Source organism: Stenotrophomonas sp. B2, from assembly GCF_014947095.1.
Taxonomy (GTDB): domain Bacteria; phylum Pseudomonadota; class Gammaproteobacteria; order Xanthomonadales; family Xanthomonadaceae; genus Stenotrophomonas; species Stenotrophomonas maltophilia_P.
In genome coordinates, this window is the sequence record NZ_JADCQA010000018.1 from 26,502 (window position 1) to 46,751 (window position 20,250).

Annotated in this window: 24 protein-coding genes and 1 other RNA gene; 11 read left to right on the forward strand and 14 right to left on the reverse strand. The window is 67.6% G+C overall.

Going from position 1 to position 20,250, the window contains the following annotated elements; all coding sequences use genetic code 11:
- The first annotated feature begins 67 nt into the window (after nt 1-67).
- Nucleotides 68-1,432, forward strand: coding sequence for a UDP-N-acetylmuramate:L-alanyl-gamma-D-glutamyl-meso-diaminopimelate ligase (mpl, locus tag IMX13_RS17615; RefSeq protein WP_065181702.1), 1,365 nt, complete (start codon nt 68-70; stop codon nt 1,430-1,432).
- Nucleotides 1,429-2,007, forward strand: a complete 579-nt coding sequence (locus IMX13_RS17620) for an LON peptidase substrate-binding domain-containing protein (RefSeq protein ID WP_065175087.1) — start codon at nt 1,429-1,431, stop codon at nt 2,005-2,007. Before mpl ends, IMX13_RS17620 begins: the two co-directional genes overlap by 4 nt.
- An 85-nt stretch (nt 2,008-2,092) precedes the next feature.
- On the opposite strand, the gene IMX13_RS17625 is transcribed toward IMX13_RS17620, so the two are convergent.
- Nucleotides 2,093-4,090 (reverse strand): bifunctional DedA family/phosphatase PAP2 family protein, encoded by a 1,998-nt coding sequence (locus IMX13_RS17625; RefSeq protein WP_065175086.1) that lies wholly within the window; start codon nt 4,088-4,090, stop codon nt 2,093-2,095.
- Between the two features lie 85 nt (nt 4,091-4,175).
- Here IMX13_RS17625 and IMX13_RS17630 point away from each other — a divergent pair, with 85 nt between their 5' ends.
- Both IMX13_RS17630 and IMX13_RS17635 read left to right on the forward strand, forming a co-directional pair.
- A complete protein-coding gene (locus tag IMX13_RS17630; RefSeq protein ID WP_111186793.1) occupies nt 4,176-4,838 on the forward strand; it encodes a serine/threonine-protein kinase in 663 nt (220 codons plus the stop codon).
- Entirely contained in the window at nt 4,835-5,341 is a 507-nt protein-coding gene (locus IMX13_RS17635; RefSeq protein WP_193396839.1) for a DUF2867 domain-containing protein, read from the forward strand. Before IMX13_RS17630 ends, IMX13_RS17635 begins: the two co-directional genes overlap by 4 nt.
- A gap of 34 nt (nt 5,342-5,375) precedes the next feature.
- Here the strand turns inward: IMX13_RS17635 and IMX13_RS17640 are convergent, their stop codons facing one another.
- Entirely contained in the window at nt 5,376-6,059 is a 684-nt protein-coding gene (locus IMX13_RS17640) for a hypothetical protein (RefSeq protein WP_193396840.1), read from the reverse strand.
- A gap of 108 nt (nt 6,060-6,167) precedes the next feature.
- Between IMX13_RS17640 and IMX13_RS17645 the strand changes: the two genes are divergently transcribed.
- Together IMX13_RS17645 and IMX13_RS17650 are read left to right on the forward strand one after the other, a co-directional pair.
- Nucleotides 6,168-6,986 carry an NAD(P)-dependent oxidoreductase gene (locus tag IMX13_RS17645; RefSeq protein WP_053519841.1) on the forward strand — a complete coding sequence of 273 codons (819 nt, stop codon included), beginning with the start codon at nt 6,168-6,170 and terminating at the stop codon, nt 6,984-6,986.
- Between the two features lie 76 nt (nt 6,987-7,062).
- On the forward strand, nt 7,063-8,043 hold the full coding sequence (locus IMX13_RS17650; protein ID WP_193396841.1) for a YiiG family protein: 981 nt from the start codon (nt 7,063-7,065) through the stop codon (nt 8,041-8,043).
- Nucleotides 8,044-8,148: 105 nt separating this feature from the next.
- Here IMX13_RS17650 and IMX13_RS17655 read toward each other — a convergent pair whose 3' ends face one another.
- Entirely contained in the window at nt 8,149-9,021 is an 873-nt protein-coding gene (locus IMX13_RS17655; protein WP_053519846.1) for an ion transporter, read from the reverse strand.
- A 63-nt stretch (nt 9,022-9,084) separates the two neighbouring features.
- Here IMX13_RS17655 and IMX13_RS17660 point away from each other — a divergent pair, with 63 nt between their 5' ends.
- On the forward strand, nt 9,085-10,311 hold the full coding sequence (locus IMX13_RS17660; protein ID WP_193396842.1) for an acetylornithine transaminase: 1,227 nt from the start codon (nt 9,085-9,087) through the stop codon (nt 10,309-10,311).
- Between the two features lie 110 nt (nt 10,312-10,421).
- Here the strand turns inward: IMX13_RS17660 and IMX13_RS17665 are convergent, their stop codons facing one another.
- Nucleotides 10,422-11,024 carry an HAD-IA family hydrolase gene (locus tag IMX13_RS17665; protein WP_193396843.1) on the reverse strand — a complete coding sequence of 201 codons (603 nt, stop codon included), beginning with the start codon at nt 11,022-11,024 and terminating at the stop codon, nt 10,422-10,424.
- Between the two features lie 123 nt (nt 11,025-11,147).
- Here IMX13_RS17665 and azu point away from each other — a divergent pair, with 123 nt between their 5' ends.
- A complete protein-coding gene (gene azu, locus IMX13_RS17670) occupies nt 11,148-11,597 on the forward strand; it encodes an azurin (protein WP_050509801.1) in 450 nt (149 codons plus the stop codon).
- Between the two features lie 159 nt (nt 11,598-11,756).
- Here azu and hemL read toward each other — a convergent pair whose 3' ends face one another.
- Together hemL and thiE are read right to left on the reverse strand one after the other, a co-directional pair.
- Nucleotides 11,757-13,046, reverse strand: a complete 1,290-nt coding sequence (hemL, locus tag IMX13_RS17675) for a glutamate-1-semialdehyde 2,1-aminomutase (protein WP_065175080.1) — start codon at nt 13,044-13,046, stop codon at nt 11,757-11,759.
- Nucleotides 13,047-13,061: 15 nt separating this feature from the next.
- Nucleotides 13,062-13,688, reverse strand: a complete 627-nt coding sequence (thiE, locus tag IMX13_RS17680) for a thiamine phosphate synthase (RefSeq protein WP_193396844.1) — start codon at nt 13,686-13,688, stop codon at nt 13,062-13,064.
- A gap of 34 nt (nt 13,689-13,722) precedes the next feature.
- Here thiE and IMX13_RS17685 point away from each other — a divergent pair, with 34 nt between their 5' ends.
- The gene (locus IMX13_RS17685; RefSeq protein ID WP_053519835.1) at nt 13,723-13,947 is read left to right on the forward strand and encodes a rubredoxin; all 225 of its coding nucleotides are present in this window, start codon (nt 13,723-13,725) and stop codon (nt 13,945-13,947) included.
- A gap of 39 nt (nt 13,948-13,986) precedes the next feature.
- Here the strand turns inward: IMX13_RS17685 and IMX13_RS17690 are convergent, their stop codons facing one another.
- The 8 genes from IMX13_RS17690 to IMX13_RS17725 all read right to left on the reverse strand — a co-directional run bounded on the left by IMX13_RS17690 (nt 13,987) and on the right by IMX13_RS17725 (nt 18,057).
- Complete coding sequence (locus tag IMX13_RS17690) at nt 13,987-14,832, reverse strand: SirB1 family protein (protein ID WP_053519834.1); 846 nt, start codon at nt 14,830-14,832, stop codon at nt 13,987-13,989.
- Nucleotides 14,833-14,965: 133 nt separating this feature from the next.
- The gene (locus IMX13_RS17695; RefSeq protein ID WP_193396845.1) at nt 14,966-15,412 is read right to left on the reverse strand and encodes a DUF192 domain-containing protein; all 447 of its coding nucleotides are present in this window, start codon (nt 15,410-15,412) and stop codon (nt 14,966-14,968) included.
- Between the two features lie 23 nt (nt 15,413-15,435).
- A complete protein-coding gene (gene rpiA, locus IMX13_RS17700) occupies nt 15,436-16,083 on the reverse strand; it encodes a ribose-5-phosphate isomerase RpiA (protein WP_065175077.1) in 648 nt (215 codons plus the stop codon).
- Nucleotides 16,084-16,105: 22 nt separating this feature from the next.
- Nucleotides 16,106-16,585 carry an EVE domain-containing protein gene (locus IMX13_RS17705; RefSeq protein ID WP_193396846.1) on the reverse strand — a complete coding sequence of 160 codons (480 nt, stop codon included), beginning with the start codon at nt 16,583-16,585 and terminating at the stop codon, nt 16,106-16,108.
- The gene (locus IMX13_RS17710) at nt 16,582-17,175 is read right to left on the reverse strand and encodes a 5-formyltetrahydrofolate cyclo-ligase (RefSeq protein ID WP_193396847.1); all 594 of its coding nucleotides are present in this window, start codon (nt 17,173-17,175) and stop codon (nt 16,582-16,584) included. Before IMX13_RS17710 ends, IMX13_RS17705 begins: the two co-directional genes overlap by 4 nt.
- Before the next feature lie 83 nt (nt 17,176-17,258).
- Nucleotides 17,259-17,444: non-coding RNA, 6S RNA (ssrS, locus tag IMX13_RS17715), on the reverse strand.
- A 98-nt stretch (nt 17,445-17,542) separates the two neighbouring features.
- Complete coding sequence (locus IMX13_RS17720) at nt 17,543-17,839, reverse strand: cell division protein ZapA (RefSeq protein WP_053519829.1); 297 nt, start codon at nt 17,837-17,839, stop codon at nt 17,543-17,545.
- Nucleotides 17,836-18,057 (reverse strand): TIGR02449 family protein, encoded by a 222-nt coding sequence (locus tag IMX13_RS17725; protein WP_005410898.1) that lies wholly within the window; start codon nt 18,055-18,057, stop codon nt 17,836-17,838. The genes IMX13_RS17720 and IMX13_RS17725 overlap by 4 nt, the downstream gene beginning before the upstream one ends.
- Nucleotides 18,058-18,210: 153 nt before the next feature.
- On the opposite strand from IMX13_RS17725, the gene IMX13_RS17730 reads away from it, so the two are divergent.
- Together IMX13_RS17730 and IMX13_RS17735 are read left to right on the forward strand one after the other, a co-directional pair.
- Nucleotides 18,211-18,759 (forward strand): UPF0149 family protein, encoded by a 549-nt coding sequence (locus IMX13_RS17730; RefSeq protein WP_053519828.1) that lies wholly within the window; start codon nt 18,211-18,213, stop codon nt 18,757-18,759.
- A gap of 5 nt (nt 18,760-18,764) precedes the next feature.
- Nucleotides 18,765-20,087, forward strand: a complete 1,323-nt coding sequence (locus IMX13_RS17735; protein WP_193396848.1) for an aminopeptidase P N-terminal domain-containing protein — start codon at nt 18,765-18,767, stop codon at nt 20,085-20,087.
- Nucleotides 20,088-20,250: the final 163 nt, after the last annotated feature.

Below are 20,250 nucleotides of genomic sequence, written 5' to 3' on the forward strand. Positions count from 1 at the left end.
TAGGACTTGTCTGACCCCATTACGGACATTGGCCCTATACAGCCGTGATCGGTCACAATCCTCGCTCATGAGCAGCGTACATATCCTTGCAATCGCCGGCACCTTCATGGGTGGCGTGGCCGCCCTGGCGCGGGAACTGGGCCATACGGTCAGCGGCAGTGACCAGGCCATCTATCCGCCGATGTCGACCCAGCTGGAGCAGCTGGGCATCACCCTGGACCAGGGCTACCGGGTCGACAGCGTGCCGGCGGGCACCGACCAGGTGGTGATCGGCAACGCGCTCTCGCGTGGCAACCCGGCCGTGGAGGCGGTGCTCGACGCCGGCCAGCGCTACAGCTCCGGCGCGCAGTGGCTGTCCGAGCAGGTGCTGCCGGGCCGCGACACGCTGGCTGTGGCCGGCACCCACGGCAAGACCACCACCACGACCATCCTCACCTGGCTGCTGGAGAATGCCGGTCGCGCACCGGGTTTCCTGATCGGCGGCGTGGCCGAGGATTTCGGCGTTTCCGCCCGCCTCGGTCAGGGCCGTGAGTTCGTGGTGGAAGCCGATGAGTACGACACCGCCTTCTTCGACAAGCGCAGCAAGTTCGTCCACTACCGGCCGCTGGTCGCCATCCTCAACAATCTCGAATACGACCACGCCGACATCTTCCCGGACGTGGCCGCGATCCAGCGCCAGTTCCACCATCTGGTGCGCACCGTGCCGGCGCGCGGCCGTCTGATCGTCAACGGCGAGGACGTGCACCTGGCCGAAGTGCTGGCGATGGGCTGCTGGACGCCGGTCGAGCGTTTCGGATTCGATCCGGCGCTGGAATGGCATGCCGAACTGCTGGCCGCCGATGGCAGCGCCTTCCGCGTGCACCATCACGGGCAAGCGCTGGGCGATGTGCAATGGTCGCTGCTGGGGCGGCACAACGTGCTCAATGGCCTGGCTGCGCTGGCCGCTGCCCATGCGGTGGGCGTGGCACCGGCCGAGGTGATCCCGGCGCTGGCGCGCTTCCGCAGCGTCAAGCGGCGCATGGAAGTGATCGGCAGCCACGACGGCATCACCGTCTACGACGACTTCGCGCACCATCCCACCGCGATCGCCACCACCCTCGAGGGCCTGCGCGCCAAGGTGGGCGATGCACGCATCGTGGTGGCGATGGAACCGCGCAGCAATTCGATGCGGCTGGGCGCACATGCACACGCGCTTGCGCCCTCGCTGGCGCTGGCCGACGAGGTGGTGTTCCTGCATCGTCCCGAGCTGGCCTGGGACGCAGCGTCGGTGATCGCAGCGGTGCGCGGCCACGCGCACGCGGTACCCGATACCGACGCATTGCTGGCACAGCTGCAGGAGCGCGTGCACCGCGGTGACCACGTGGTGTTCATGTCCAATGGTGGCTTCGACGGCGCGCCGCGCCGTTTCCTCGCAGCATTGCAGGCGCGATGAGCACGGACGCGTCACTGCCCCTGTTCCCGCTGCACGCCACCCTGCTGCCTGGCGCGGCGATCGGCCTGCGCGTGTTCGAGCGCCGCTATCTGGACCTGATCCGCGACAGCGGCCGCAGTGCGGAGGGATTCGGCGTCTGCCTGATCCTTGATGGCCAGGAGGTCGGTGCGCCGGCAACGCCGGCCGCCTACGGTGTGCAGGTACGCATCGAGGACTTCGATGTCGGCGCCGACGGCGTGCTGCAGCTGCGCCTGCGCGGTACCCGCCGCTTCCATGTCGAGCGCACCCGGGTGCGCGACAACGGCCTGGTGGTGGCCGACGTGCGCTGGTGCGAAGAAGACCCGGATGACGAGCTGCGTCCACAGCATGCGCTGCTGGCCACCGTGCTGGGTCACATCATCGAGCAGGCCGGCGAAGCCTACGCTCCGGCCAACCCTGCGTTGCTGGACCAGGCAAGCTGGGTCGGTTGGCGGCTGGCCGAGCTGCTGCCGTTGAGCGAACAGCAGCGCCTGCAACTGCTGCAGATGGACGATCCGCATCAGCGCCTGCAGCAGCTGCTGGGATGGATGCCGTAGAGAATCATCCCGCGCGGTAGCGCCGGGCCATGCCCGGCGGCATCCGGAACCCGCGCGGTAGCGCCGGGCCACGCCCGGCGGCTCCTCACGGTGCGATGGTCTTCAACCGCAGTACCGGCAACCCGGTTTCGCCGTGCACATCCTCGCGTTGCGGCAGGTCCTGCACGGCGTCCTTCACCGCGTTCAAGGCTGGATCCACGCCGCGCAGCGGATGCCACATGCCGATCCACTGGAAGTGGCGCTCGTAGCGCAGGGTCTGTGCGCTGCCCAGCCACAGTGGCGTGTCGCCCGGCTGCAGCTGCACGGCGGCCGGCCACAGGCGCAGCACGTAGCGCTCGTCCGGACGCGCCCCCTGGCGCACCATCAGCAATGCTTCCACGCGCGTGTCCAGCGTTGCCGGCAAGACCGGCAGCTGCTCCGCACCGGTGTCCTTGTCCAGCATCAGCAATGCTTCCTGCCAACCGGCCTGCTCCTGCAGCGTCCAGCCACGTGCCTCCAGCTGTGCCTGCAACGGGGCCAGGGGACCGGCGACCTGCACATCGAGCGGCCAGCGCTGGTCATCGTCGAACTCGTTGCGGCGCGCCGGCAGCGCGGACCAGTCGTGCTGCCACCACGCCTGCATATCCATCGCCTGCGCGGCGGGCAGGGACGGCTCGAAACGTTCCAGCTTCACCGCGATGTTGCGCGGCGCATACCACATCGCGGCAACGGCGAAGACGCCGTAGAAAAGCCAGGCGACCGGTTTGACCCAGAACGACCGGTTGAACCGGCGGCGGTAAGCAATGCCCAGCACCAGCAGCCAGAACGTGCCGAACAGCATGCCGCCGATCACATCGCTCAGCCAGTGTGCGCCCAGATACAGGCGCGAGAAGCCGATCAGGCTGACCACGATGCCCGATACGAGGTACGGCCAGACGCGGGTGCGGCCGGGCATCTCGCGCGCGATCAGGACCGCGAAGAAGCCGAAGGTGATGGTGGCCATGGTCACCGATACCGACGGGAAGCCGAAGCCGCTGCTGGCGTCGACCGGGCGGACCACATCCACGGTCGCGCCGAGCAGCAGCGTCAGGGCCAGGCCGAAGGCGAGCGCGGCCAGCCAGTGCGCCGCAGCCATCCAGCGCCGGCGCCAGATCAGGTAGCCCATCGCCGCGGCGGTGGCCGGCAGCAGTACCGGCCATGCGCCGAGCGAGGCCAGCGCCGCCATCGGGTAGTCGGCCAGCGGGTTGCGCAGCGCCAGCATGGCCTGGTGCACCAGCAGATCGACCGCAAGCGGTTCACCGTGCGCGACCACCAGGGTGAGCAGTGCGAACCAGCCCCAGCCGAGCAGCAGCAGCATCAGTGCCAGCATCGCCAACGGCACCGACTCGCGCCGCTTCGGGTCGAGCACGCCGACCGTGTAACGGCCCAGAGTCGGATGGCGGTTGGACCAGTCGAGCAGGCGCGACAGCCAATGATCCATGCGCGCGGCGGACCAGCGGTAGCCGTACAGCACGATCGCCCAGACCAGGCTGAGGATCACCGCGAGCAGGCCGACCACCACCACCAGGCGACCTGCCACGGCCGCGACCGCGTCATAGGCTTCGCCCAGGATCCAGCCTGGCGCCAGGAACAGCACGGCCCAGGAAATGCTGGCGATGCCGCTGGCCTGCATGTAGCGGCTGGCGGGCATGTTCATCATGCCGGCGATGGCGGGGACGAACGGCCGGATCGCGCCGACGTAGCGGGCCACCAGAATGCTCTTGAAGGCATTGCGGCGGAACAGGTTCTCGCCACGGTCCAGCAGTTGCGGGTAGCGGCTGAACGGCCACACGCCGCGCAGGCGATCGCCCCAGCGGCGGCCGATCCAGTAGCTGATGCCGTCGCCCGCGAACGCACCCAGCGCTGCCGCAGCGACCGCGTACGGCCCGGAGATCTGGCCAAGGCCGATGAACACGCCCACGGCGAACAGCAAGGGCAGTGCGGGCACGATGGCGCCGAGAATGATGACCGCATCGCAGAACGCGATCAGAAAAATGACCGCGCCCGCCAGCACGGGATGAGCGGCAATCCACGCGAGGGTGGCGTCGATCCATGAAGAGTCCATTGCCCGATTATAAAGGCGTGAAGGTGACTGGTTCCCAGCCGCTTGCCGACCGTTTGCCACCGTCGGCATCGCCTAGAATGGCGCCATGCCGCATTCGCCAGACGTCCCACCACATGCATTGAAGGCCGACAGCTTCGGCCGCATCCTTCGTATGGAGGGCCCCGACGGGCCGTTCGTGCGCCGCGATCTGGGGGCGACGCCGTTGTGGCTGCGCCTGCCGGCGTGGTGGCTGGCGCGGCGCGAAGCACGCGCGCTGCGCCATATCCACGGCATGGCCGATGTCCCGCAGCTGATCGATTGGGATGGCCGCCACCTGGATCGCAGTTTCATGGCCGGCGATGCCATGTACCAGCGCCCGCCGCGCGGCGACCTCGCCTGGTTCCGCGCCGCGCGGCGCCTGCTGCAGCAGTTGCACCGGCGCGGCGTCGCCCACAACGACCTGGCCAAGGAGGCCAACTGGCTGGTCACCGACGATGGTCGTCCGGCGCTGATCGACTTCCAGCTGGCGGTGATCGGCAATCCGCGCTCGCGCTGGATGCGCCTGCTGGCCCGCGAGGATCTGCGCCATCTGCTCAAGCACAAACGCATGTATTGCCGCGAGTCATTGACGCCGGTGGAGAAGCGCGTGCTCAAGCGCACGTCGTGGGTACGCGAACTGTGGTTCGCCACCGGCAAGCCGGTCTACCGCTTCGTCACACGGCGCATCCTGCACTGGGAAGACAACGAAGGGCAGGGGCCGAAGCCGTGAGACGGTGGAACGTAGTGACCACGCTGCCGAGCGCGGCCAGCGTCCTGCATCCGCAGCTGGCGGGTGCGGGTTTCGTGCATGCCTGCCGCGTCGCCACCCATCGACAGGGGCGCAGTGCACTGCAGGCCTATCGCGACATGGCAGCGACGGTCCCCACGTGGTTTGACGGGCTGATGGCGCTGCGCAACCAGGGCATGCGCCTGCTCGGGATGAAGGATCTGGGTTCGCTGCGTGCGGTGCAGGCTGCGCAGCATCCGAGTCCCGGGCAGCGGCTCGGCATTTTCACCCTGCAGTCGCTGCACGATGATGCCATCGTGCTGGAGGATGACGACCGGCACCTGCACGTGCAGCTGGCGCTGCAGTGGCAGGGTGACACGCTGGAAGTGGCGACGGTGGTGCATACGCACAACGCGTTCGGGCGCCTGTACATGCTGCCGGTGGACCCGATGCACCGGCTGATCGTGCCGCATCTGCTGCGCAGGCAGGTACGCGCGTACGGGTAGGCCGGGCCCGGCGGCACCCGGCGCCGCCGGAGCGCTAGGGCGTTGCCGGCACCAGCTGCTGGCCAATGAAGTTCCGCTTGGCATCGAAGTCATAGCCGATCTGCAGCTGCCCCACATCCGGGCAGGCATGGCAGTCGCGCAGCGGCGTGCGGTACAGCAGGCGGATGCCGCCGCCTTCCAGTGCTGTGGTGCCTGCGGCCTGCGCCGGCGCGAACGGCGTCGCCTGCGGGTTGGCCTTCAGCACTGCCTGCACAGTCGGGTCGGCGCGCAGCGCATCGTCCAGCTGCACCGCATCGACATCGATGCGCTTGCCGCCTGCATCCACCAGACGCGTGCCTTGGTTGGTGTTGGCGCGGAAGGGATATTCAACCGTGGCCACGCCCAGTCCGTCATGCTCATGCCACGCGCTGACATAGGCCAGTTCGCCGCCGGTGGAAAGCTGCTCGGCGGCCGTGATTGCATCCGAGCTGGCGCCGCCGCTGCGCATCGCATCGCGCAGGCAGTCGCGCGTCGCCGCATCGCCTCCCTGACGGCAGGCGTTGAGGTCGCCGTCCCACACCACCGCCTCGCTCCAGCGCATCCGGCCATCGGTCGCTGCCTTCTCCGCGCTGGGGGTGTCCGTGGCGACAGGTTCCTTGCCGGGCTCGGGCGAGCTGCCCTGGCAGGCGGTCATCAGGGCGAGTGCGAGGGCAGGCAGCAGCAGACGGGAACGGCGCATGGCGTGGACCTCGTGCGTTGACTGGAGGCCCGAGTATCGTCAAGACCGGGTGAACTCCGCGTCGGCGCGGCATACTAGCCGCTCATTGCATACGCTGGAGTCTGGAACGTGGGCAGTCTGCAGGGCAAGACCCTTTTCATCACCGGTGCCTCGCGTGGCATCGGCCTGGCGATCGCGCTGCGTGCCGCGCGCGATGGTGCCAACGTGGCCATCGCGGCCAAGTCGTCGGTGCCGAACCCGAAGTTGCCGGGCACCATCCACAGCGCTGCCGATGCGGTGAATGCGGCCGGCGGCCAGGGCCTGGCGTTGAAATGCGACATCCGCGAGGAAGAGCAGGTGCAGGCGGCCGTCGCCGCTACGGTCGATACCTTCGGTGGCATCGACATCCTGGTCAACAATGCCAGCGCGATCTGGCTGCGCGGCACGCTGGAGACACCGATGAAGCGCTTCGACCTGATGCAGCAGGTCAATGCGCGTGGCAGTTTCCTGTGCGCACAGGCCTGCCTGCCGTACCTGCGGCAGGCCCCGAATCCACACATCCTCACCCTGGCGCCGCCGCCGAGCCTGGAACCGAAGTGGTGGGGTGCGCATACCGGCTACACGCTGGCGAAGATGGGCATGAGCTTCGTCACCCTCGGTCTTGCCGCCGAGTTCGGGCCGCAGGGCGTGGCGGTCAATGCGCTGTGGCCGCGCACGGTGATCGCCACCGACGCCATCAACATGATCCCCGGCGTTGACGCGGCGGGATGCCGCACGCCGCAGATCATGGCCGATGCCGCGCATGCAGTGCTGGTACGCGAAGCCGCGGGTTTCCACGGCCAGTTCCTGATCGATGACGAGGTGCTGGCACAGGCTGGCATCACCGACCTGTCCGGCTATGCGGTGGATCCGTCGCGGCCGCTGCTGCCGGATCTGTTCCTCGACTGATCCGATGCGAGTGTCATGATCGGCCAACTGCGATAGAATTCGCGGCTGTAATCGTTTTCAACAAGGATGTGCGTAGATGCTCCGTCGTACCACTGCAGCGCTGCTCGCTGCGTCGTTGTCGCTTGCCCTGGTCGCCTGTGGTGGCAAGCCGCCCGCCTCGTCCGGCACGTCCGACAAGGCCGATGCCGCGCCTACGCAGGATGCCCAGCAGCAGCTGACCGCCAAGCTCAATGCCTATATCGGCTGCTTCAACGCGGTCGATTCCGAGGTGCATGGCAGCGCCCGCGCCTACACGGGCTGGATCAAGGATCTGGAGGCCGGTCCGAGCGGACGCGAGACCCGTGTGTACGGACCAAGCGAGATCGACGACTACGACATGAAGCAGTGCGACGCACCGATCACCGAGGCGATCGCGGCCCAGCCCGCGCTGCCGGAACTCGATGCGGCGGCTGGCCGCTACCTGCAGGCGCTGAAGGCACTGGTGCCGGTCAGCCATGAGGCACACGACTACTACGAGCGCCAGGATTACGAGGACGACCAGTTCGCCAAGGGCAAGCAGCTGCACGCGCCGCTGATGGCGGCGTTCAAGGCCTTCGCCGGCGCCAGCGAAACGTTCAACGTTGAACTGGAACGCCAGAACGATGCTGCCCAGCGCGAGCACCTCAAGGCGCTGGAACAGGCCGAGGGCCGCACCCGCGAGTACTACCGGCTGGCGATGATGCTGGAAGCGAAAGCGATCATGGACCTGATGGGCGACGACGATTTCGATCCGGCGCAGGCCGATGAACGGCTGCAGGCCTTCAATCGCATTTCCGACGAAGCACATGCCAAGGTGGCCGATCAGGAGCCGGGCAAGCTGGACTGGAACAGCTTCGAGCGCGAAGCCGAGAACTTCCGTCGCGAGGGCAAGGAGCGCCTGCAGCGGGTCAGCAGCAAGACCCCGTACAACGACTTCGAGCGGCGCATGCTGGATTCGCCGTCGATGGCCCCGCGGGGTTCGGCCGGGCGACTGCTGCATGTCTACAACGCGCTGGTGTTCCAGAGCAACCGGCAGTAGATCCGGGTGACAGTCCAGTGTGCCGACGCACTGGTCAGTGCCAGCAATCAGATGCGCTGAGGCGGGAGCGGCGGCAGGCTGCTCACCGCCCCGCGCAGGTACGGGTCAGCGGTTGAAGGCTTCCGGCAGCGCGTTGCCGCAGGCCCGGCAGTGGCGTGCATCCGGTTCGTGGCCTTCCAGCCCGCAGTGCGGGCAACCCCGGGCATCGCGGCGTGCCGCCAGCTCGGCCTCGCGCATGGTGCTGGCCAGTTCAGCGGTGTAGATGCCGGTGGGCACGGCAATGATGCTGTAGCCGATCAGGATCAGCACGGACGTGACGAAGCGGCCGAGCACGGTCTGCGGCACGATGTCGCCGAAGCCGACCGTGGCCATGGTCACCACCGCCCAGTACATGCTGGCAGGAATGTTGCTGAAGCCGTTTTCCGGTCCTTCGATCACGTACATCAGCGCGCCGGCGATGATGGTGATGGTGATCACCGTGAACAGGAACACCAGGATTTTCCGCCGGCTGCGCCACAGCGACTGCATCAGCACGCCGCTTTCCTCGATGTAGCGGGTCAGCTTGAGGATGCGGAACACGCGCAGGATGCGCAGTGCGCGCACCACCAGCAGGCTCTGCGCGCCGGGGATGAACATCGACAGGTACGCGGGCAGGATCGACAGCAGGTCGATGATGCCCCACACGCTCACGGCATAGCGCAGCGGGCGCTTGACCACCGCCAGCCGCAGCAGGTACTCGGCGGTGAAGATGAGGGTGAAGCCCCACTCGAGCACGTACAGGCTGGTGGACCACTCGGCGTGCAGGTGCTGCACGCTGTCGATCATCACCACCAGGATGCTGGCGATGATGGTCACCACCAGCAGCAGGTCGAAATTGCGCGAGGGCCGGGTATCGTGCCGGTAGATGATGTCGAACCACTGGCGGCGCCAGCCGGTTTCGGTGGCGGGGTTCAGCTGGGGGGCGGAGAACGGTCGCATGGGCGCATTGTGCCGCAGGGGTTCCGGCGCGAGAATGGGCATTCCTGAATCCTGCCGACTGCCATGACCGCCGCGACCGACCCGCTGATCTCCCTTTCGCACTACTACCTGCCGGTCTACAAGCCTCGCCAGGTGGTGCTGGAGCGTGGCCAAGGCGCCCGCGTGTGGGACAGCCAGGGCCGTGAGTTCATCGATCTGGCGGCCGGTATCGCCGTGTGCGGCCTGGGCCACAACGACCCGGATCTGGTGGCGGCACTGGTCGAGCAGGCCGGCAAGCTCTGGCACACCAGCAATGTGTTCTACAGCGCACCGCCGCTGCACCTGGCGGAAGAGCTGGTGAAGGCCAGCCGCTTCGCCGAGCGCGTGTTCCTGTGCAATTCCGGCGCCGAAGCCAATGAAGTGGCGATCAAGATGGTGCGCAAGTGGGCCTCCAGCCAGGGGCGGCCGGCTGACAAGCGGGTGATCATCACGTTCCGCGGCAGCTTCCACGGCCGCACCCTGGGCGCGGTGACCGCCACCGCCCAGCCGAAGTACCAGGAAGGCTATGAGCCGCTGCCCGGTGGCTTCCGCTACATCGACTTCAACGACGAAGTGCAGCTGGAAACGGCGATGGCCGCGGGCGACGTGGCGGCGGTGATGCTGGAGCCGGTGCAGGGCGAGGGTGGCGTGATGCCGGCCAAGTCCGGTTTCCTCAAGCGCGTGCGCGAGCTGTGCGACCAGCACGGCGCGCTGCTGGTGCTGGATGAGATCCAGGCGGGCATGGGCCGTACCGGCACGCTGTTCGCGCACTGGCAGGATGACGTGGTGCCGGACATGGTCACCCTGGCCAAGGCGCTGGGAGGCGGCTTCCCGATCGGCGCGATGCTGGCCGGCCCGAAGGTCGCCGAGACCATGCAGTTCGGTGCGCACGGCACCACCTTCGGTGGCAATCCGCTGGCTGCTGCCGTCGCCCGCGTAGCGCTGCGCAAACTGTCCTCGCCTGAGATCGCCGCCAATGTCAGCCGCCAGTCGAAGGCGCTGCGCGATGGTTTCGCCCGCATCAGCGAGGAATTCGGCGTGTTCAGTGGCGTACGCGGTCGCGGCCTGATGCTGGGCGCGGTCCTGGCCAAGGACTTCGCCGGGCAGGCCGGTGCCATCCTCGATCACGCGGCCGAACACGGCCTGCTGACCTTGCAGGCCGGTCCGGACGTGCTGCGCTTCGTGCCGTCGTTGAACATCACCGACGAAGAAGTGGCCGAAGGCCTGAAGCGCCTGCGTGCCGCTGTTGCGGCGTTCGTCGCCGCACGCTGAAGCCTCGGCGCTGACCCCGTTGCCGCGGAATCGCTGTAGAGCCGAGCCCATGCTCGGCTCATCTCCACGTCAGGCAACAGCAGCCGAGCATGGGCTCGGCTCTACAGCGGTCACGTGATCCGGTAGCGCTTCAACACCTTGCCCAGCCCACGGCCATCGTGCACCGTTTCCGCGTGCAGCCCAGCGGCGCGTGCGCCGCGCACGTTGGCGAACAGGTCATCGACGAACAGCGTGTGCGCAGGCGCTGCATCCAGCATCTCCAGCGTGCGCAGGAACACCTCCGGCGCCGGTTTGCGCAGGCCGAAATCGGCGCTGCAGAACACGCGACCCAGCAGGGCAGGGAACAGCTCCGGCAGCAGGGAAGGCAACGCCTGCTTCATCAGCGCGCCATTGTTGGTCAGCACCGCCATCGGCAGCTGCAGGGCCTGCAGCCGTTGCAGGACTGCGCGCTGCGGATGGCTCGCGGCTTGCCGCGCTGCGGTCCAGGTGTCCACGTCGATGGTCCTGTGCAGAAGCTCTCCCAATCGCGCCAGATAGGCAGGGCCGCCCAGCGAGCCATTGTCATGCGCGGCTTCCAGCCCGCTGTCGTACAACGCGGCCTGCACGGCCTGCGTCGGAACCCCCAGCGCCTTCGCCAGATGCAGCACGCGTTGCGCGCGCTGGTAATGCACCAGCACGCCGTCTACATCCAGCAGCAACAGGTCGATCCGCATCGGCCGAGCATGCCATTGCGGCAAGTGTGCGGGAAACGCTGGAGCGGGCATGCGACAGACGGTCGCAGACGCGGCCACGGGGGGCTGCCTAGAATGGCGCTTGAATCCGCAGGAGAGGCAACGATGAAGGCTTGGATGGTGGCAGTGGGACTGGGCGCGCTGATGCTGGCGCCGTCGGCGATGGCGCGTGTGTGTGCGGTGAGCATCGACAGCACCGACCAGATGAGCTTCAGCAGCCGCGAGATCAAGGTCGCCGCCGACTGCACCGCCGTGGATCTGACCCTGCGCCACACCGGCAAGTTGGCCGCCACTGCCATGGGCCACAACTGGGTGCTGACCCGCAGTGCCGATTACCAGCCGGTGGCGATGGCGGGCATGCGCATGACCCTGGCCGACAGCTACCTGCCGAAGGCCGACAAGCGCGTGTTGGCGCACACCAAGGTGATCGGCGGCGGCGAGACCACGCGCGTGCGCTTCTCTACCCAGGGCCTGCAGAAGGGCGGTGACTACACCTTCTTCTGCTCGTTCCCCGGCCACTTCGCGATGATGAAGGGCACGTTCGTCTTTGGTTGATGCCGTTTGCAGCGTCGCACCATGCTCGACTGCTCTTTTCCGCGCTGCGTACGATGAGCCGGGCATGGCTCGGCTCTACACGTTGCAGTAGATCCACGCCAGGTGTGGATACGGTGCAAGGCAGTGCCAACCAAGGTTGGCACCCGCCATGGGCAGGGCTCAGCCCTTGGCGGCCTTGAACGCCACGCGTGCAGCGGCCAGCGTCGCTTCGATCACCGCATCGTCGTGCGCACTGGACAGGAAGCCGGCCTCGTACGCCGACGGCGCCAGGAACACGCCCTGGTCCAGCATGGCGTGGAAGAAGCGGTTGAACGCCGGAATGTCACAGGCGGTGGCCTGCGCATAGGTCTCCACCTTCTCGCTGGTGAAGAACAGCCCGAACATCGCGCCGACCCGGGTCGTGGTCACGGCCACTCCGGCGTCTGCGGCCGCAGCTTCCAGGCCCTCGCACAGGCGTGCGGTGCGCTCGGCCAGGTCGGCGTGGAAGCCGGGCTGCTGGACCAGTTCCAGCATTGCCAGGCCGGCCGCCATCGCCACCGGATTGCCGCTGAGCGTGCCGGCCTGGTAGATCGGGCCGGCGGGGGCGATCTGCTGCATCAGGTCGCGGCGACCGCCATAGGCGCCCACCGGCATGCCGCCGCCGATGATCTTGCCGAAGGTGGTCAGGTCCGGCGTGATCCCGTAATGCGCCTGCGCGCCGCCGAGCGCCACGCGGAAGCCGGTCATCACTTCATCGAAGATCAGCAGTGCGCCGTGTTGCGTGCACAGCTCGCGCAGGTGCTGCAGGTAGCCGTCGCGTGGCGGGATGCAGTTGGCGTTGCCCACCACCGGTTCGATGATCAGGCCGGCGATCTCGCTGCCCTGTGCCTCGAACAGTGCGGTGGCGGCCTCGAAGTCGTTGTAGGGCAGGGTCAGGGTGAGTTCGCTCAGGCCTGCTGGAACGCCCGGCGAGGTGGGCACGCCAAGGGTCAGCATGCCGCTGCCGGCCTTCACCAGGAACGAGTCGCCATGGCCGTGGTAACACCCTTCGAACTTGACGATGCGGTTGCGACCGGTGGCACCGCGCGCCAGGCGGATCGCCGACAGGGTCGCTTCGGTGCCGGAGTTGACCATCCGCACCATCTCGCAGGACGGCACCAGGCGGGTGATGGTCTCGGCCATGGTCACTTCGGCGGCGCACGGCGCACCGAACGAGAGGCCCTGTTCGACGGCCTTCTTCACCGCCTGGCGTACGGCCGGATGATTGTGGCCGACGATCATCGGACCCCAGGAACCGACATAGTCGATGTAGCGGTTGCCGTCCACGTCGTACAGGTAGGCGCCATCGGCGCGCTCGACGAAGAAGGGCTCGCCGCCGACCGACTTGAACGCGCGGACCGGCGAATTGACGCCGCCCGGCAGCAAGTGCTGGGCACGGGAGAACAGGGCGTGGGACTGGTCGTGGTTCATCGGGTTTCCTGGGTGTTACCGGAACTGGGCGAGGTAGGCGCGCTGGGTGGCGACCGGGTCCGCTGCGGCGTAGATGCCGCTGACCACGGCCACCAGGTCGGCGCCGGCCTCGATGAGGGGACCGACATTGTCCGGCGTCAGGCCGCCGATCGCCACCCGCGGTACGCCCAGTGCGGCGCTCTGCCGCAGCAGATCGATGTGGGCACGGCTGGTGGTGATCTTGGTGGTGGTCGGAAAGAAGGCGCCGAAGGCCACATAGCTGGCGCCAGCGCCTGCGGCGGCCTCGGCGTTGGCCAGCTGGTCGTAGCAGGAGGCGCCGATGATGGCGTCGGCACCGAGCAGGGCGCGCGCGCTGGCGATGTCGCCATCGGTACCGCCCAGATGCACGCCGGCTGCGCCCACGGCCCGGGCCAGTACCGGGTCATCATTGACGATCAGCGGCACGCCGTGCTCTGCGCACAGCGCCTGTAGTGCGGTGGCCTGTTCCAGCCGCAGCGCGTCGCTGGCGGTCTTGTTGCGGTATTGCAGCCAGGTGGCGCCGGCGGCCAGCAAGGGCGCGGTGCGGGCCAGCAGGCGTGCGGTGTCGGGCTCATCCGGGGTGATGAGGTAGACGCCACGGGGCGCCGGGGAAGCAGAGGTCATCGATGGCTACCGGTGAGTGGACCGCGATGGGACAATGGCGGCCCGTGAATTCAACCCCGATTATCCGATGAGCGACGCCACCCCCACCACCCTGCGTACCTGGATGTGCGTGGTCTGCGGCTTCCTTTACCACGAGGCCGACGGCCTGCCGGAAGAGGGCATTGCGCCGGGCACGCGCTGGGAAGACATTCCGGACACCTGGACCTGCCCGGACTGCGGCGTTACCAAGGCCGATTTCGAGATGGTCGAGGTCGATTGACGGACGTGGGGCGGGCCGCAGATCCGAGCACCGGCCGCCTCAATGCAGCCGTGGCATCGGCCCGCCCAGATCGATCAGCTTCTCGCGCAGCCACTGCGCGTCGCTGGCCTCGGGATTGCGCTTGAGGTACTGCCCCAGATCGTGCCGGGCTCCCGTCAGGTACTCCAGCTGCAGGTAGGCCAGGCCCCGGTCGCGCAGGGCGTCGTCCTGCTCCGGCGCCAGCTTCAGCAGGCGGTCGGCACTGCGCGCGGCACGGTCCCATTCACCGGCCTCGGCATACACGCCGTGCAGGTTGCGCAGCATCCGCATCAGGATCGCGCGGGACGGTGCCGGATCGAGAATCTGCGCCAGCACCTGGTCGTCGGGCATCTGCCCGCCCAGATGTGACTTTGCGCGCTCGCGCAGTTCGTCCACATCCAGCGGCCGTCCGCCATTGAACGGGTCCATCACCAGGACACCGTCATCCACCGGCAGGCGCACCAGGAAGTGGCCGGGGAAGGACACGCCGTCCAGCGGAATGCCCAGCCGCCGCGCGACCTCCATCTGTACCAGCGCCAGCGAGATCGGATTGCCGAGCCTGCGCTCGAATACCTGGTTGAGATAGCTGTTGCGCGGATCGTAATACTCGTCGTGGTCGCCGCTGTAGCCCAGTTCGTCGAACAGGTGGCGATTGATCGCGGCCATTTTCAGCGGACTGCGCTCGATGCTGTCCACTTCGGCGCGAAGGTGGTCGACATGGCTCTGGATCAGCGCGTCGTAGGTGGACGGCTGCAGATCCGGATATTCATCGCGCGCGATCAGCAGCGCGGTCGGCAACAACGGCAGCGCCTCGTCTTCGAGGTCGGCCAGTGCATCCCAGTCGGGGAGTGTGATCCGGTCCGGCATGGTCACAGACTGGCGGCAATCGCAGACGGATTCAAGCGGTGTGGCGTGAAAAATCCAGGGGTCAGATCCCGTCCGCGTGCGAAAGGGATCCGACCCCGACCGGGGTGCCGGCCGGCCGCCGGGCCGCGTGGGCCTACTTCTCGATGCCCGGGCCGAAGGTCAGTTCGGTACCGTCTTTCAGCTTGAGCTTCTCGGCCTGGCCGGCGTTGAGTTCCAGCACGTACCGGGCCGGGCCGCCGCTGGGATAGGGCGGGCACATGTCGCCGGCCGAGCAGGGCGGCACGTCGCGCTGCTGGCTCACCAGCCGGCGCTGGCTGTCGAAGTACAGGATGTCCAGCGCGATCTTGGTGTTCTTCATCCAGTACGCCTGCATTTCCTCGCGGTCATGGATGAACAGCATGCCGTGGTCAATGGGCATCTGGTCGCGGAACATCAGCCCGCGTGCGCGGGTCTCATCATTGGTTGCCAGCTCCACGTGGTAGCGGGCGCCGTCCAGTTCGACCCAGTGGCGGGCCGCATCGGTGGCACAGCCGGCCAGGGCCAGCAAGGGAAGCATCAGCAGCGAACGCAGCAGCGACATCGTCAGGATCCTTCGCGTGAGGGTCAGAGCACGACCGGCGGTTCGCCGCCGATGATCACCACGTCGGCACGGCGACGGGCAAACAGGCCGACGCAGACCACGCCCGGCAGCTGGTTGAGTTCGCGCTCGAGCTTTTCCGGATCGGTGATCTGCAGGTTGTGGATGTCCAGGATCTGGTTGCCGTTGTCGGTGACCACGCCCTCGCGCCAGGTCGGCTGGCCCCCGGTCATGTCGCGGATCTGCCGGGCCACCAGGCTGCGTGCCATCGGAATCACTTCCACCGGCAGCGGGAACCTGCCCAGCACCGGGACCTGCTTGCTCGGGTCGACGATGCAGACGAAGCGCTCGCTGGCCTCGGCAATGATCTTCTCGCGGGTCAGTGCAGCGCCACCGCCCTTGATCAGGCACTTGCCGGGATCGCACTCGTCGGCGCCGTCGACGTACAGCGACAGGTTGCCGGTGTGGTTCAGCTCGATCACCTCGATCCCGTGCTGCTTCAGGCGCGCGGTGCTCTGTTCCGAGCTGGACACCGCACCCTTGATGCGATGCTGGATGCGCGCCAGCGCATCGATGAAATAGGCGACGGTGGAACCGGTGCCGACACCGACGATCATGCCGTCTTCGACGTACTCGATGGCTTTCTCGGCGGCCAGGCGCTTGGCTTCGGACATGGGAGGAACTCTCAGCAGGGAATCAGGATTTCTTTTCCAGCGACAGCAGCAGCTTCCACTGCGCGGCGGTCACCGGGAACACCGACAGCCGGTTGCCCTTGGCAACCAGCGGGAAGCCCTCGCCGAGCGCTTCGGCGTGCAGCTTGATCTCGTCCAGCGCGATCACCTGCCTGAGCTTGCGGTCGAAGGCCACGTCCACCAGCATCCAGCGCGGGTTCTCGCGCGTGCTTTTCGGGTCGTGGTAGTCGGATTTCGGGTCGAACTGGGTATCGTCCGGGTAGGCCGGGCTGGCGACCGTGGCCAGGCCGACGATGCCGGGGACCTTGGTATTGGAGTGGTAGAACAAGATGCCGTCGCCGACCTGCATGCCATCGCGCATGAAGTTGCGCGCCTGGTAGTTGCGCACCCCGTTCCAGGGCTCGACCTTGACCTTGGCCAGGTCATCGATGGAGAAGGCGTCCGGTTCGGACTTCATCAGCCAATAGCGCTTGCGGGCGGTCATGCGTTCACGGGGGCAGCGGAGGGGAACAGGGTGCCGGCTTCGGTGCAGATCGCATCCACCGGCACGTCCCACGACGCCACCGGCAAGGACTCGACCTGCTGCACCGCGAAGGCAGCACCGACCAGCCAGGGCGGCGCCGGCCGGTCGTGGCGGAAGGCGAAGCTGCGATCATACCAGCCGCCCCCCATGCCCAGCCGCCGGCACTGTGTGTCGAAACCCACCAGCGGGGTCACTACCAGCGCCATCTGCGCCGGTTCCAGCGTGTCTTCCACGGCCACGTCCGGTTCCGGAATGCCGTAGCGGTTGCCGGTCAGGGGCTGACCGGGCCGCCAGGGCGCGAAGCGCAGCGTGTCGCCGGCCAGCACCGGCAGGCAGTAGGAGAGTCCATCGGGCAGCTGCAGCTGCCAGCGATGCAGCGCGATCTCACCGTCCAGCGCCCAATAGCCGGCAACGTGGCCGTGAAGCGGCGCAAACGGCAACGCCAGCAGCCCATCGGCAAGGACATCGGCGGCGGCGATGCGCTCGCTGGCGGAAAGGTCGCGGCGGCGTTGCCGCAGGTCGTGGCGCAGGGCCTGGCGCGGGTCGGTCATGGCAGCGTGCGGCAAGGAACAGCCGTCATTGTGCCGGAAAGAACAAGGGCGACGCCCGAAGACGCCGCCCTTGCTGGAATATTGCATTCTCCGCAATGTCGATGCATGCGAAACGACCTTGAACCCGGGGGCTCAAGTGGGAACGCTGGAGAACCATCGGGCTTCCCGCTACAAGGCGGACCTGCACTCCCGGCGCTGTCGCGCTCCCGGTGTCGTTCTTAAGGGACAAGGCGAATGTTTGCACATGCCGTCGAGTACCGCAGAGAACGCAGCGCCATTATAGCGGCCGGTCCTGATCTGGATAGGCCGTTCGTCGGCAACAGTCCGTGCCAATTCAGAAATGAGAAGACGCGTGTCGCGCGATCTGTCAGGGATTGCCGTCGATGGCGCGGTCCAGCCGCCGGTTCAGGTCGGCCAGCGTCTGCTGCAGGGCCACGGCCTGGCGGGCGTTCTCGTCACGCAGCAGCTGCAGTTCATGGGCCAGATTCAGTGCCGCCAGGACCGCGATGCGGTCGACCGCCGCCATGCGGTTGCTGCCACGGATCTCGCGCATCCGTGCGTCGAGCAGGCGCGCGGCCGCCATCAGGCTGTCGCGTTCATCGGCACCCACGCCGACGGTGTACTCGCGGTCGAGGATGCGGACGCTGACCGGTTCGGCGCTCATGTGTGCTGCTCCAGGGATTTGAGCCGGCTGATCATCGCTTCCACCCGCGAGCGCGCCTGTTCGTTCTTGGCCAGCAGCGTCGAGCGCTCGGCCACCAGCTGTTCCTGCTGGTGGCGCAGGCTGCGGTTCTCTTCGGCCAAGCGCTGGTTGCGTTCAAGCAACGCTTCCACGCGGGCGGCGAAGTCCTGCAGCTGGGCAAGGGGATCGGCGGGTTCCATGCAGGCACGATAGGCAAGCCGGGTCTGGGCGGTCAAGCGCTGTCGCAGCAGGCCCCGATGGCCACGGGGAGGTCGCTATCGGGTTGCTACACTACAGGGCTCACGGGCGCGCGCGTGCGCGCTCGGGGTTTCCTTCTCCGAACGAGCCGCACGATGACCGAACTTCCCTCCGTCGACGACGTTTCCCGCGCCAGCCAGGACCTGGGCCTGGGCGCCACCGCTGCCGAGCTGCATGGCGGCCTGTGCGGCTGGCTGGCCGCCGGTGGAGCTCCCGGCAACGACTGGCCGGCGCGTGTGCTGGCCGACGACAGCCTGCCGCCGGTGGCGGCCGACAGCGCCCTCGGGCAGTTGTTGCAGGCCACCATCAAGCAGCTGGAGGACCGCGATTTCGCGTTCGAGCTGCTGCTGAGCGACAGCGAGGACGTGGCTGCGCAGGCCGACGCCATGTTCAGCTGGACCCGCGCCTTCCTGGGTGGATTCGGACTGGGCAGTGGCGGCCGTCGTCCGGCCCTGTCCGAAGAGGGCGAAGAGGCGCTGACCGACATGGCCAGCCTGGCGCGTGCTTCCAGCGAGGATTTCGAGGCGGGTGGCGAGGACGACGATGAGGCGCTGTCGGAGATCGAGGAATTCATCCGCGTGGCGGTGCTGCTGCTGCACGGCGATGTGGTGCTGGCCGCGCGCCACCGGCAGCGCCTGAACTGATGGACATCAAGCAGCGCACCGGCATCGCGGCCGGCGAGTACAAGCGTCGTCGCCGGCAGCTGATGGACATGGCCGGCGAAGACGCCATCCTGGTGCTGCCCGCCGCGTCCGAGAAGGTGCGCAGCCTGGATACCCATTACCCGTACCGGCAGGATTCGGACTTCCAGTACCTGAGCGGCTTCCCGGAGCCGGAAGCCGTGCTGGTGCTGATTCCCGGGCGTCGTCACGGCGAGGCGATCCTGTTCTGCCGCGAACACGATGCCGAGCGCGAGGCCTGGGACGGCAGCCGCGCCGGCCAGGAAGGCGCCGTGGCGCAGTTCGGCATGGACGATGCCTATCCGATCGACGATCTGGACGACATCCTTCCGGGCCTGCTGGAGGGACGCTCGCGCGTCTACTACCACTTCGGCCGTGACGCGGACTTCGACCTGAAGCTGATCGGCTGGGTCAACCGTGTCCGCTCCCAGGTGCGCCACGGTGCGCAGCCGCCGCACGAGTTCCTGGAGCTGGGCCACCTGCTGCATGAGCAGCGCCTGTTCAAGTCCGGCGCGGAGGTGGCGCTGATGCAGCACGCCGCGCAGATCAGCGTGCGTGCGCACCTGGCAGCGATGAAGGCGGCGAAGGCGGGCATCCATGAGTACGAACTGCAGGCCGAACTGGAGCGCGTTTTCCGTGCCAGCGATGCGGTGCCGGCGTACTGCAGCATCGTCGGCGCCGGCCGCAACGGGTGCATCCTGCACTATCGCGACAACAACGGGCGTGCGCGCGACGGCGAGCTGGTGCTGATCGATGCGGGTGCCGAGTACCGTGGCTACGCCAGCGACATCACCCGTACCTTCCCGGTGAACGGGCGCTTCAGCGCCGAGCAGCGTGCGCTGCATGATCTGGTCGGCCAGGCCCAGGCGGCGGCGCTGGCCCAGGCCCGGCCCGGCATACCCTACGAAGCCGGCCACCTGGCGGCGGTGCAGACGCTGACCGAGGGCCTGCTGCGGCTCGGCCTGCTGAAGGGCACGCTGGAGAAGAATCTTTCCGAAGGCCTGTACCAGCGCTTCTACCGGCACAAGACCGGCCACTGGATCGGGCTGGATGTGCACGACGTGGGCGACTACCGCCTGGCCGGCGACTCGCGGCTGCTGGAGCCGGGCATGGCGTTCACCATCGAGCCGGGCCTGTACATCGGCGTGGACGATACGACGGTGGAGCCGCGCTGGCGTGGCATCGGCATCCGCACCGAGGACGATGTGCTGATCACCGACGATGGCCATCGCGTGCTGACCGAAGGGCTGGCGCGGAGTGCGGACGAGATCGAAGCGGTGATGGCGGGTTGAGGGTTGCCGGCAGGGCTTGCAGCCCTGCACCTGCGGAGGCAACAGCAAGAACGGCATTACGTAGGATGGCGGGGCGGTGTGGCTGGGCAGGACACGCCGTAAACCCATCCATGGGGGCTCGATGGCGCCATCCATGGCGCCAACGGTCCTGCCCAGCCACACC

Bases quoted from the DNA above. Each gene is read 5' to 3' on its own strand.
- mpl (WP_065181702.1), top strand. From the start codon at position 68: ATGAGCAGCGTACATATCCTTGCAATCGCCGGCACCTTCATGGGTGGC.
- IMX13_RS17620 (WP_065175087.1), top strand. From the start codon at position 1,429: ATGAGCACGGACGCGTCACTGCCCCTGTTCCCGCTGCACGCCACCCTG.
- IMX13_RS17625 (WP_065175086.1), bottom strand. From the start codon at position 4,090: ATGGACTCTTCATGGATCGACGCCACCCTCGCGTGGATTGCCGCTCAT.
- IMX13_RS17630 (WP_111186793.1), top strand. From the start codon at position 4,176: ATGCCGCATTCGCCAGACGTCCCACCACATGCATTGAAGGCCGACAGC.
- IMX13_RS17640 (WP_193396840.1), bottom strand. From the start codon at position 6,059: ATGCGCCGTTCCCGTCTGCTGCTGCCTGCCCTCGCACTCGCCCTGATG.
- IMX13_RS17650 (WP_193396841.1), top strand. From the start codon at position 7,063: ATGCTCCGTCGTACCACTGCAGCGCTGCTCGCTGCGTCGTTGTCGCTT.
- IMX13_RS17655 (WP_053519846.1), bottom strand. From the start codon at position 9,021: ATGCGACCGTTCTCCGCCCCCCAGCTGAACCCCGCCACCGAAACCGGC.
- IMX13_RS17660 (WP_193396842.1), top strand. From the start codon at position 9,085: ATGACCGCCGCGACCGACCCGCTGATCTCCCTTTCGCACTACTACCTG.
- IMX13_RS17665 (WP_193396843.1), bottom strand. From the start codon at position 11,024: ATGCGGATCGACCTGTTGCTGCTGGATGTAGACGGCGTGCTGGTGCAT.
- azu (WP_050509801.1), top strand. From the start codon at position 11,148: ATGAAGGCTTGGATGGTGGCAGTGGGACTGGGCGCGCTGATGCTGGCG.
- hemL (WP_065175080.1), bottom strand. From the start codon at position 13,046: ATGAACCACGACCAGTCCCACGCCCTGTTCTCCCGTGCCCAGCACTTG.
- thiE (WP_193396844.1), bottom strand. From the start codon at position 13,688: ATGACCTCTGCTTCCCCGGCGCCCCGTGGCGTCTACCTCATCACCCCG.
- IMX13_RS17685 (WP_053519835.1), top strand. From the start codon at position 13,723: ATGGCGGCCCGTGAATTCAACCCCGATTATCCGATGAGCGACGCCACC.
- IMX13_RS17690 (WP_053519834.1), bottom strand. From the start codon at position 14,832: ATGCCGGACCGGATCACACTCCCCGACTGGGATGCACTGGCCGACCTC.
- IMX13_RS17695 (WP_193396845.1), bottom strand. From the start codon at position 15,412: ATGTCGCTGCTGCGTTCGCTGCTGATGCTTCCCTTGCTGGCCCTGGCC.
- rpiA (WP_065175077.1), bottom strand. From the start codon at position 16,083: ATGTCCGAAGCCAAGCGCCTGGCCGCCGAGAAAGCCATCGAGTACGTC.
- IMX13_RS17705 (WP_193396846.1), bottom strand. From the start codon at position 16,585: ATGACCGCCCGCAAGCGCTATTGGCTGATGAAGTCCGAACCGGACGCC.
- IMX13_RS17710 (WP_193396847.1), bottom strand. From the start codon at position 17,175: ATGACCGACCCGCGCCAGGCCCTGCGCCACGACCTGCGGCAACGCCGC.
- IMX13_RS17720 (WP_053519829.1), bottom strand. From the start codon at position 17,839: ATGAGCGCCGAACCGGTCAGCGTCCGCATCCTCGACCGCGAGTACACC.
- IMX13_RS17725 (WP_005410898.1), bottom strand. From the start codon at position 18,057: ATGGAACCCGCCGATCCCCTTGCCCAGCTGCAGGACTTCGCCGCCCGC.
- IMX13_RS17730 (WP_053519828.1), top strand. From the start codon at position 18,211: ATGACCGAACTTCCCTCCGTCGACGACGTTTCCCGCGCCAGCCAGGAC.